The following is an 11,300-nucleotide window of genomic DNA, read 5'->3' as shown; positions in this document are numbered from 1 at the left end:
GAAGGAGTCCAGATGGGTGTCACACGCAGAGTCTTCTTACGGGCCGCGATCACGGCCACCGCGGTGGGAACGGTGGGTGCCGTCGAGACCGTACTCGCCCCGACCGTGTCGGCGGCCGGCCAGCCGGGCGACGTGGTCGGCAAAATCAGCGTCGGCTACCAGGGCTGGTTCGCCTGCGTCGGCGACGGCGCGCCCATCAACGGCTGGTGGCACTGGACCCAGAACTGGGGCCAGCCGCCGTCCCCGTCCAACACCGGCATCAAATGCTGGCCCGATACGCGCGACTACACCAGGACGTACCAGACGTCGTACGCCGCCCTCGGCAACGGCCGGCCCGCCACGCTGTTCTCCTCGTACGACCAGCAGACGGTGAACACCCACTTCCTGTGGATGCAGCAGAACAACATCGACACCGCCGCCCTGCAACGCTTCAACCCCACCGGCGGCGAGGGCCCCACCCGCGACGCCATGGCGACCAAGGTGCGCGGCGCCGCCGAGTCGTACGGCCGGAAGTTCTACATCATGTACGACGTCTCCAACTGGACGAACATGCAGTCCGAGATCAAGACGGACTGGACGAACAAGATGTCCGCACACACCGCGTCCTCGGCCTACGCGAAACAGAACGGCAAGCCGGTCGTCTGCGTCTGGGGCTTCGGCTTCAACGACCCCAACCACCCCTTCACCGCCGACGCCTGCCTCGACGTCGTCAACTGGTTCAAGGGCCAGGGGTGTTACGTCATCGGTGGCGTCCCGCGCGAATGGCGGACGGGGACCGGGGGCTCACAGCCCGGCTTCCTGGGTGTCTACCACGCCTTCAACATGATCTCGCCGTGGATGGTCGGCGCCATCGGCAATGTGACCGAGGCCGACAACGCCTACAACACCTACACCGTCCCCGACCAGGCCGACTGCAACGCCAACGGCATCGACTACCAGCCCTGCGTCCTGCCCGGCGACGTCTCCGGCCGGCAACGCGCGCACGGCGACTTCATGTGGCGGCAGTTCTACAACATGGTCCGGGCCGGAGTGCAGGGCATCTACATCTCGATGTTCGACGAGTACAACGAGGGCAACCAGATCGCCAAGACCGCCGAGACACAGGCATGGGTGCCCACCGACTCCGGGTTCCTCGCCCTCGACGAGGACGGCACCGCCTGCTCCGCCGACTACTACCTTCGCCTGACCGGCGACGGCGGTCGCATGCTCAAGGGCCAGATCGCGCTGACCGACACCCGCCCCACCCAGCCGGTCGTTCCCACCGGCGGTGACACCACACCGCCCGCCGCGCCGACTGCCCTGACCGCCACCGGGCACACCAGCGACGCCGTCTCGCTGGCCTGGAACGCGTCGACGGACAACGTCGGCGTGACCGGCTACCGCGTCCTGCGGGTGTCCGGCTCGACCAGCACCCAGGTGGGCACCACCGGCGCCACCTCGTTCACGGTGACCGGACTCGGTGCGTCCACCGCGTACACCTTCGACGTCGTCGCCCTCGACGCGGCGGGAAACGTGTCGGGGCCCTCCAACCAGGTCACCGTCACCACCGACCCCCCTTCCAGCACGACCAACCTCGCCCTCCACCGCCCCGCCTCGGAGAGCAGCCACACCCAGACCTACGCCTCGGGCAACGCGACCGACGGCGACACCAACACCTACTGGGAGTCCGCCAACAACGCCTTCCCGCAGTGGGTCCAGGTCGATCTGGGCGCCACGACCGGCGTCAGACGGATCGTCCTCCACCTTCCCCCGGCCACCGCCTGGGCCACCCGTACCCAGACCATCTCCGTCCAGGGCAGCACGGACGGCGGCACCTTCGCCCAGTTCCTCGCCCCGGCGGGCTACACCTTCGACCCGGCAACCGGCAACACCGCGACCCTCACGGTCCCCTCCACCGTCACCACCCGCTACGTACGCCTCACCTTCACCGCCAACAACGGCTGGCCGGCCGGGCAGGTCTCGGAGTTCCAGGTCTTCGGCGTCTGATGAACAGAGGGCCGCGACCGCGGCACAGGCAGAAGGGCCGGCTCAGGAGGGATTTCCTCCCAGGCCGGCCCTTTGCCGGCCGATCGGTCAGTGGCGGTCAGCCCTCGTAGGCACACGAGAGCCAGCTCGTGAGCACGAAGCCCGTGGGTGCCTTGAGGGAACGGACCCGTAGCGCGGGCCGGGAGTGATCCCGGCCCGCGCCTCATTGGTCGGTCTTCGTTCGGCGGGGGTCAGCCGAGCAGCTTGCTCGCCAGTGTCGCCGCGTTGTACGAGCCCCATCCGCTGGTGAAGTCCCAGCCGGTGGCGGCGGAGTAGGCGCCGTTGCTGCCGCTGGTGATGTCGTGGAAGCCGGTGCCGTTCGCCGTGTAGAGGGCGGGGTTGGCGAAGCCGAGGTTGGCCTTGCCGGCCGCTGCCGCCTGCTGGTTGTACAGCGCGGCGAACGCCGCCCATTCGGGCGCGGCGGCGCTGGTGCCACCGACCGCGGTCCAGGAGCCCTGCGAGTAGACCGAGACGCCGGGGCTGGGGTTGGCGTGGGCCGAGACGTCCGGCACCTGGCGGTAGCCGCCACCGGCGCTCTTCTGTACCGCGGTCTGCCAGCTGGGGATCTTGAAGACGGAGGACTTTCCGCCGCCGCCTCCGGACCAGGCCACCTCCTTGCTCCAGACGTTGGACGAGGTGACCGTCAGCTTGGTGCCGCCGACGCCGGTGACGTACGGGTCGCTGGCCGGGTAGTCGACGGAGGTGCCGCCGTTGCCGGCGTCGTCGGAGCCGCTGTCCCCGGAGGCCGCGTAGAAGCCGAGGCCCTGGGCGGCGCCCGCCTTGAAGACGGCGTCCACGGCGTTGATGTTGGAGGTGGTGCGCGCGCTCTCGGCGGCGCCCCAGCTGATCGAGGTGGTCGGGATGCCGCTGTCGACGATGGCCTGGTAGGTGTCGACCTCGCCGGCGTCGGAGTTGGGGCCCTCGAAGACCGTGACGTTCGCCTTGGGCGCGATCGCGTGCAGGACCTCGATGTCCAGCTCGACCTCGACCTGGCCGTCGCCGAGCGCGCCCGAGCCGCCGTCCACCGTCTGCACCGTCGGGGTGGGCGAGCCCAGGCTGTAGTTGGTGTCGTACTTGGTGATGTTGGACTGCTGGAAGCCGTCGAACTCGATCAGCGCGAGCTTCTGGCCGCTGCCGGTGTACGTACCGGAGACGTTGTAACCGCCCTTGAGCTGCGCCGGGGTGTAGCCGCCGCCCGGGCCGTTGTGGGGGGTCACGGTGGAGGGCGCCTGGTGGTGCAGCTGGACGCGGTTGTTGAGTCCGGCCACGTCGCTGACGAGGGAGGCGATGGCGGTCGGCAGGGCCGGCGCGGTGTCGTTGGCGTAGAACGAGCGCCCCGACGAGGCGTCCTTCCAGGTCGACAGCTTGGTACCGAAGGCCTTCTCCAGCTGGGCGGCGGTGCCGCTGGCGTCGACCAGCAGGTTCCCCGAGTGGACGGCGGTGACGGTGACCCCCTGCGAACGCAGGTACTCCTTGAGGTGCTTGACCTCGGCATCGGTCCGGCCGAAGCGCGCGGCGAACTGGTGCTTCGTCAGGTAGTGGCCGTAGGAACTCGACCGCGGGTCGCTGACCTTCGCCACGAAGGTGTCGAGTGCCTTGGCGTCTCTGGGAGTCAGGCTGATCGCCACCGATATCCGCTTCCCCGCGGCGACGTTGCCGGTGCGGGTCGCGTTCTTGTTCAGGCCCTTCAGGACATCACCGTTCACGGCCGTGCTCGCGTGCGGCTGGGGAGCGCCGACGGCGTAGGCGGCGGGGACTGCGGCGGCGAGCAGTGCCGGTACGGCGACCAGGCCGACCAGTTTCAGACGTGACATCACTGAGGTTCTCCGGAAGGTGGGGGTGGTGTCCCGGAAGCGGAACTGCTTCAACGTAGGAACATCAGCCCCACCCGCATAAGCGGGGGAACCCTTGCTTCACGTGTTAACTACTGATGTCACGTCAACGGCGTGTGTCGAATGTACGGAGAATCCGCATGCGGCCGACCTGACTCGCCGTCACTGTCTGTTCCTGGAGCCTTACTTGGTCGTCCTCCCCGGAATCGACGGCCGCCCCCGACGCGATGACGGCGACCGCCATCGCGTGCGCGAGCGCGGTGCGCGAGCGGACCCCGAACTTGCGGTAGACCCGCGACAGGGCGCCTTCCACCGTCTTGACGCTGATGAACAGCTCCGCGGCGACTTCCCTGTTGGTGGCCCCGCCGCCGACCAGTCCGGCGATCCTGGCTTCCGTGGGGGTGAGTTCGGGTCTGCCCGAACCTGCCTCACTCCGGTCTCCGGCTTCCAGCCGCGAGAGCTCGTCCCCGGCCCGCGCCGCGAGCGGAGCGGCGCCGATGAGTGTCGCGGTCTCCAGCGCCTCGCCGAGGGCCGTTCGCGCCGCGTTCCTGCGGCGCGCGCGACGTTCGGCCGCACCGAGCGCGATCAGAGTACGCACCAGCTCCACGGGCAAGGGCAGCCGACGCAGGTGGTCCACGGCGGCACGCAGCCGTACCGCCCCCTCCTTCGCCCGGCCGGTCGCCGCCTCACGCAGTCCCTCCGCCCTCTCCAGTGCCGCCAGTACGCTCCCGGGCGCATCGTCGGACACCCGCGTGCGGGCCTCGCGGATCACGGCCCCGGCCGCGTCCGAGTCGCCCAGGACGACCAGGGCTTCGGCCAAGTCGCCGTACCAGTGCAGCAAGGGCGGGTCGGCGGCGGACATGGATTCGCCGAGTTCCTTGACGCGTTGCAGCGCCTCGACCGCGGCGGCCGCCCCCCGTGGGTCGCCGCCGAGCAGCTCGGCCTGCCCGAGCACCGCCAGCGCGCGCAGCAGGAACAACCGGTCGCCGTCCGCCTCCGAAGCCCGTACCGCCTGTTCGGCGAGGTGCCGCGCCTCGTCGGCGGTGCCGCCGGCGGTGGCCGCGAGCGCCGCCGCGTACAGCGTCGGAGCCGCCTGTACGCCCGTCTCGGCCAGGGCACGCGAGCAGCGGGCGGCGGTGCGCAGCGCCTCACGGCAGTGCCCCGAGCGGACCTGAATACGGGTCAGTGCCACCAACGTCGCCATGACCTCCTCGACCCCGGCGAACTCACCGATTTCCGCCAGGAGTCCGGCGACCTGCGTCCGGGCCTCGGTCACCTTGTCGGAGTCCAGGGCGAGGATCGCCCGCATCCGGATCAGTCCCCAGCTTTCCGGGCCGGCGCCGGCGTCGCCGGCCAGGGCGAGTGCCTCCTCGAGCGCGGCGTCGGCGGCGACCGGTTCCCCGGCCAGGGACCGCACCCGGGCGAGGGTGGCGAGTGCCCCGATCCGGGTGTCCGTGTCTCCTGCCCGGGCCGCCTGCCGGGCGGCGCGCCGGGCGTACCGGGCCGCCTCCTCCAGCTCCCCGCACAGCAAGCCCCGTAGTGCCGCCCAGTGGTGCAGCCATGCCTCCGCCTCCGGGTCGCCGTCGGCGTCCAGCAGGCCCTCCTCGATCAGTTCATGGGCGCCCTCCAGCGCCTGCCCGGCATTGCGCAGCAGGATCAGCCGGGCCCGCACCCGCTGTCGCGGCGAACCCGACTCGGCGAGGACGGTCTCGGCCAACTGCCCCGCCTCCTCCACCTGTCCGGCGTCGCACGCGTACTCGGCCGCGGCCAGCAGTCGCTCGGCGCGATCCACGGGGCTGTCGCCGGGAGTGCGTCGGGCAGCGAACCGGGCCAGTTCGAAGGCGGTGTCGGGTGCGCCGTGGCGGCGTGCGTACGCGGCCGCGGACATCAGCGTGCGGGCGATGGTCTCGTCCTCGTGCGGGTGGGCGAGGGCGAGGTGGCGGGCCTGTTCCACGGGCTCGGTCACCGCACGGGCCAGCAGGGCGTGTGCCTGGCGGCGGCTGTGCTCCGGGGCGTCGGTATAAACGGCGGCCCGGAGCATCGGATGCCGGAAACGTATGGTCCCGCCGACGTCGACCGTCGCGACGCCCATGCCATCGGCCTCCGCGAGGTCCGCGGCGGGGTCATGGATTCCGGCGGCGCGCAGCAGAGTGAGGCTGGGGTGGGCGGCGGCGCTCGTCAGGAGGAGGGTGCGCCGTGCTCTCTCCGGCAGTGTGCGCACCCGGTCCAGCAGCAGGGTACGCAGCCTTCGGGGTACGGGCAGCACCGGGCCGAAGACGACGGGCGCTCCGTCGCGCAGCGCCTCCCGCCCCAACTCCAGTGCGTACCAGGGGTTCCCGGCAGCGGTGTCCTGGACGGCCCGCAGCGCCGCCGGTGGCAGGTCGGCACCGAAACCGGTGCGCACGAGGTGGGCCACCTCGCTGTCCGCCAGCGGGGGCACGGGAAGTCCGACGGTGCCCGGTGGGCAGCAGCGCAGCCGTTCGGGCTGCTCGCCGTCGGCCACCCGCTCGGCGGCCACCATCCGTATGTCGAGGTCCCCGACACGGCGTGCGGCGAAGGCGAGCACCTCGGCGCTGGGCTCGTCGAGCCACTGCAGGCCGTCGACGACCAGCAGAACGGGGCCGGTGGCGGCCAGCGTTCGCAGCACTTCGAGGACGGCGATGCGCACCGCGAGACGGCTCCGGTCGTCGTCCGGTTCCCGGCCGCGCAGCAGGGCGGCCCTCAGCGCCGCCCGGGGCACAGGCGCCAGGGTCTCCAGGAGACTCTCCGGCACCCGCGCGAACAAGTCGATGAGGCCGACGAACGGGAGCCGAGCGTCCTCCGGTACGGGCGAGCAGTGCAGCACCGTGCCGGCCGGCCGGTCGTGCGCGGCCAAGGACGTCATGAGGGCGGCCACGAGCAACGACTTGCCGATCCCCGGGGGACCGTGGAAGAGCACTCCGGGACGGGCCGTCAACTCGGCCCGGGCGGTGCCGAGCAGCTCGCGGCGCCCGGTCAAGGACCGTACGTCCATGGCAGTCGCCCGCCCTTTGCCATGGTGGTGGCACTGGCGGTCTTCGCGCATGCCGCGTCCGGTGACGGGCTACGACCGGCGCCGAGGGCGGAGTCGTCGGCTCGGTGAGTGCAGCAGGTCGCAAGGCATCGCAGCATGTGTTCATGACAACCTTCGCGGATTCGGCTTGTCAATGACGTCTGTCACGCCGCCTGTTCGCCAGTTCCCGCTGGTGCCATGCGCTGTGTCGTCGCTGCCCCCTCTGCCCGCATGACGCTGCAGGCGCTGGTCGGAGCATGCGTCAATCAGTCGTGACGGACGTCCCACCCCATTCCTCCGGGGCAACGTCTGCGAGCGTCTGCGAGAACGTCCACTGGTGGCCCGCAAGGTCCTCTGCGGTGTACTGCCGTTCGCCGTACTCGAAATCGGTCGGTTCCATGATGATGCGTGCACCGTGCTTCCGGGACCGCTCGTAGTGGGCGCCAACGTCTTCCACGCGCACCGTCGTCGAGTGGGTGACCTCGCCGGGGCGTGGCGGGCGGCGATCATTTCGCACATCTCCGACGATCACGGCCCCATCGCCGAAACCGAGCTGTGCGCGGTGGTCCTCGCCGATCCGCACCCGCTCGGCGAACCCGAAGGCTGCGCCGAGCCAGGCGACCGCCTCGCGCACATCGGGATAGATCAGGACGGGGATGACCGTCGACGCCGGAATGGAGCGATTCGGCTTCATGTCTGACTCCAGACGTTCGGGCCGCGCCGCGCGACTGAAGTACGTACCCGCCGACGGACGCCAGGGCTGCTCGTCACCGGAAACCGTCGCGGACGCGGAAGAAGGTCGTCCGATCTCGGCTCCAATTTAGCGGAGCAGCATCTGCGTGAGCCGCCACAGCCGCTACGGCAGGTCGGCCCTCCTCGGACCCTCGGGGCCTTGGAGCGGTCTCCGATGAGGCGGAGAGCGAGTTCGAAACGATCGAACGGGGAGGCGGCTGGGCGGCCGTACGGAGGGCGGCCCCGGTGCATCCGTGTCAACCGGCAGTGAGCCGCCGGGGTCCAGGACGTCTGGCCCACGGCGGTGGCCTGTTCCTTCGGAGCCGTACACGGGTCAGTCCCGGCGGGCCACCAGGCGGTAGGCGTTGGACACGCCGAGCCGGTGCGCGAGCGGGCGGACCGCGAACCGGTCCAGCAGCGTGGCCAGGACCAGGGCCGGGATCCCCGCGATCAGCAGGGCCGTACGCCCGGCCCGCCGCAGCGCGCCCGGCGGCCTCGGCAGCCAGGGCGCGTCCTCGCGCGGAGCGGCGTGGTCCAGCGCCAGCCAGACGGCGGCGAGCAGGTCCACCGGATCGTGCGCCTCGGCATGCTGCTGCGCCACCACAGTGAACCCCAGCTCCGCCAGTCGGTGGCGCAGATTGGCGACCGGCACGAAGTGCAGGTGCTGCGGCTGGAGCCAGGGCAGCCACCAGCGGCCCAGCAGCCGGCCGTAGCGGCTCTCGGGGTCCGGGACCTCGATGAGCAGATGGCCGCCGGGCCGCACCGCCTGCCACGCGGCCCTCAGTTCACGGTCGGGGTCGGTGCTGTGCTCCAGGTAGTGGAACATGCTCACCACGTCGTAGCGGGCGGCGAGTTCCGGTGCCAGGTCGGGGAAGGCGCCGCGGTAGCCGTGCTCCACCCGGCCCTCGCGGGCGGCGAGTTCGACGCCGTCCGTGAAGTCGAGACCGTCGAACGCCGTGCCGGGCAGCACCTCGCGGGCGGTCGCGCAGAAGTGGCCGTGCCCGGTGCCGACGTCGAGCCAGGTTTTTGGGACGGAGTCGTACGGCAGTATCGACTCGGCGCGGTCGCGGTACATCCCGGCGCGGCCGCCGAAGGTGTCGCCGAGCCTCTTCTCGCCGAGCCCGTCGTAGAAGTCGCGGTAGTAGAACTCCAGCCCGGCCTCGCTCAGCCGGGGGTTCTGGAAGACGTGCCCGCAGGCGTCGCACCGGTCGAGTACGAACCGGCCCGGCTTGTGCTGGAGCAGGTCGGTCGTGCGCAGACGGGTGGTCAGCCGGCCGGAGCCGCACCAGGGGCAGGTGGTGCGCGGCGGTTCGAAGAAGCGGCCCGTGCCCTCGGCCAGATCCGCCAGATCCGCCAGATCGGCCAGGTAGCCGGGGCGCAGCCCGGCCACCCGCTCGGCACGGCCGGGCTCCCTGACCGGTTCCCTGACGTCCTGTCCGTCCGGCTCCCCGGTCTCCTGCCCGGCCGGCCGCTCGGGGGTCTGTCCGGCCGGTTCCCTGGAGTCCTGTCCTGCCGGTTCGCCGGCGGCGTTCTGCCCGGGCGGCTGCTCGGCGGCTTGTCCGGTCGGTCGATCCGTCCGCTCACTCATCGGTACTCCCAGGCGAGTTGTTCGAGGCTGTCGGCCGCCGCCGTCGCACCGCCGGCGGCGCGGAACGCGGTACCGATCCGCTCGGCGGCCGCGCGGTGCCCGGGTTCGTGCAGTACGGCGTCGAGCGCGGCGCCCAGCTTGGCGGCGGTCACCCGGCCGAACCTGACCCGGACGCCCGCCCCCGCGTCCACCACTTGCCCCGCCACCACCGGCTGGTCGTCGCGGATGGGCGCCACCACGAGCGGAACCCCGTGCCACAGCGCTTCGCACACGGTGTTGTGACCGGCGTGGCAGACCACGGCGTCGACCCTTTCGAGGAGGGCGAGTTGGGGTACGGAGGGCAGGACCAGCAGGTCCTTGTCGTGGCCGGGCGCGGGTTGAGCGCCGTACGGAGCCCTGGTGCCGTACGGAGCACCGCTGCCGTCCGGGGACGGGATGTCGACGAGTGACGAGGCGGCGTCCGCGCCCAGAGTGTTCCCCGGGTCGACGACGACCCCCTGGACCCGGTCGGCCCTTGCGCGCAGGGCCTCCCGGCAGACGGCGAGGAAGCGCCCGCCGGCGTCCGCGTTCGCGGTGCCGAGGGTCACCAGCACCGTGGCCCGGCCGGGGTCGAGCCAGTCCCAGGGGAAGCCGGCCGCGGCCGGTCTGGCCGTGATCGAGGGGCCGACCCAGCGGATCGGGCCGCCCCGCGCGGCGGTCGGCGGACCGGCCAGCTCCACCGTGCTGAACGCCAGCACCAGATGCGGCGAGAACCGCGGATCGGTGTCGCCCGCCGGATCCCCGACGGACCCGCGCAGGCCCGCCAGGCGCTCCGCCAGCCACTCCGTGACCCTCGGCAGCCCGGCCAGCGGGTCGGCGAACTCGGCCGAGGTGGTCGCCGAGGTGGCCCACGGCAGCCCCGCCCGCTCGGCGACCAGCCCACCCGAGAACGCCTGCTGGTCGGCGACGACCACGTCCGGACGGAACGTCTCGACCGCCGCCCGCACCCCCGGCGCCATGGCCTCGGCCAGCGGCAGCAGATACCACTCCCACAGGAACTTCAGCGCCTCCGGCCCCCGCAGGTCGGGAGGCCGCCGCACCTCGCCCACCCCCGGTACCGGCCCGGCGCACGGGAACACCGGGGCCCGGTCACCCGCGAGGCGTCCCACGAGGCCGGGGTCGGCGCAGGCCCACGCCACCCGGTGCCCGCGCGCGAGCAGCAGGTCGGCGACACCGACGGCCGGGTTGATGTGCCCGACCAACGGCGGTACCACGAACAGGAATCCGCTCACCGGGCCTCGGCCCCCACGCTCCGGGCCGCCGAAGCCCCCTGGATCAGAGCGAGGATGTGACCGCCCACGGTCCCGGCCGCCTCCACCAGAACAGAGTGCTCGTGCCCCGGGATCACCACCGTCCGGCAGTCCGGCAGCAACGACCCCAACCAGGGCGCGAGTTCGGCGAGGTCGGAGTCACCCCCGTACACGCCGAGCACGGGACGGCGCATCGCGGCGATCTGATCGTCCGTCAGGACGCCACTGGCCGGGATGTCCTGTCCGAGGGTGGTGTCCCGGGCGAGCCGGGCCGCGCCCCGGGCCAGCCGGGCCGTGTTGTGGCCACGGTTCGCCGTGATCCAGGCGAGGGCGTCGAGCTCGTTGTGCGCCAGTTGGGCCATCACCCGGTCGAGGATGCCGCCGAGCTTCGACGCCCAGGCGGCGGTGGCCGGTTCGGACTCGATCAGGGTCACGCTGGCCACCCGCTCCGGGTGGCGGGCCGCGAAACCGAAGGCGATCGTCCCGCCGTAGGAGTTGCCGACCAGGTGCACCGGCCCGGTCACCGCCAGCCGGTCAAGGAGCGCCCGGAGGTCGTCGATGTTGTGGTCCAGGGTGTAGCCGTCGGGCGGGCGTTCGCTGCGGCCGTGGCCCCGCAGGTCGTACATGACGACGTCGAGGCCGGCCGCCGCGAAGGCGGGCGCCACGGTGAAGTAGTAGCTGGCCAGGCTGTCGGTGAGCAGACCGTGGACCAGTACCGCGGTCGCGGTGGCCGCCCGGCCGTCCCGGGGGCCGATCCGCTGTACGTGCAACCGGAGTCCCCCGGTGTCGACCATCGCCATGTG

Annotated in this window: 7 protein-coding genes; 1 reads left to right on the top strand and 6 read right to left on the bottom strand. The window is 71.9% G+C overall.

Annotated elements, in window-relative coordinates; genetic code table 11:
• Window positions 1-12: 12 nt before the first annotated feature.
• Entirely contained in the window at window positions 13-1,986 is a 1,974-nt protein-coding gene (locus ACFYW8_RS39155) for a discoidin domain-containing protein (RefSeq protein ID WP_389090227.1), read from the top strand.
• Between the two features lie 230 nt (window positions 1,987-2,216).
• Here the strand turns inward: ACFYW8_RS39155 and ACFYW8_RS39150 are convergent, their stop codons facing one another.
• From ACFYW8_RS39150 to ACFYW8_RS39125, 6 genes are all read right to left on the bottom strand, one after another.
• A complete protein-coding gene (locus ACFYW8_RS39150) occupies window positions 2,217-3,839 on the bottom strand; it encodes a protease pro-enzyme activation domain-containing protein (protein WP_389090224.1) in 1,623 nt (540 codons plus the stop codon).
• A gap of 124 nt (window positions 3,840-3,963) precedes the next feature.
• The gene (locus ACFYW8_RS39145; RefSeq protein WP_389090220.1) at window positions 3,964-6,870 is read right to left on the bottom strand and encodes an AAA family ATPase; all 2,907 of its coding nucleotides are present in this window, start codon (window positions 6,868-6,870) and stop codon (window positions 3,964-3,966) included.
• 280 nt (window positions 6,871-7,150) lie between these two features.
• Window positions 7,151-7,582 carry a VOC family protein gene (locus ACFYW8_RS39140; RefSeq protein ID WP_389090217.1) on the bottom strand — a complete coding sequence of 144 codons (432 nt, stop codon included), beginning with the start codon at window positions 7,580-7,582 and terminating at the stop codon, window positions 7,151-7,153.
• 372 nt (window positions 7,583-7,954) lie between these two features.
• Window positions 7,955-9,010: a class I SAM-dependent methyltransferase gene (locus ACFYW8_RS39135; RefSeq protein WP_389090321.1), complete on the bottom strand. Its 1,056-nt coding sequence runs from the start codon at window positions 9,008-9,010 to the stop codon at window positions 7,955-7,957.
• A 194-nt stretch (window positions 9,011-9,204) separates the two neighbouring features.
• Window positions 9,205-10,479, bottom strand: a complete 1,275-nt coding sequence (locus ACFYW8_RS39130; RefSeq protein WP_389090213.1) for a glycosyltransferase — start codon at window positions 10,477-10,479, stop codon at window positions 9,205-9,207.
• The gene (locus ACFYW8_RS39125; RefSeq protein ID WP_389090210.1) at window positions 10,476-11,297 is read right to left on the bottom strand and encodes an alpha/beta fold hydrolase; all 822 of its coding nucleotides are present in this window, start codon (window positions 11,295-11,297) and stop codon (window positions 10,476-10,478) included. Before ACFYW8_RS39125 ends, ACFYW8_RS39130 begins: the two co-directional genes overlap by 4 nt.
• Window positions 11,298-11,300 lie beyond the last annotated feature (3 nt).

Origin of the sequence: Streptomyces sp. NPDC002742 (assembly GCF_042888885.1) — a bacterium.
Taxonomy (GTDB): domain Bacteria; phylum Actinomycetota; class Actinomycetes; order Streptomycetales; family Streptomycetaceae; genus Streptomyces.
This window is presented reverse-complemented; position numbering and strand designations above follow the sequence as displayed.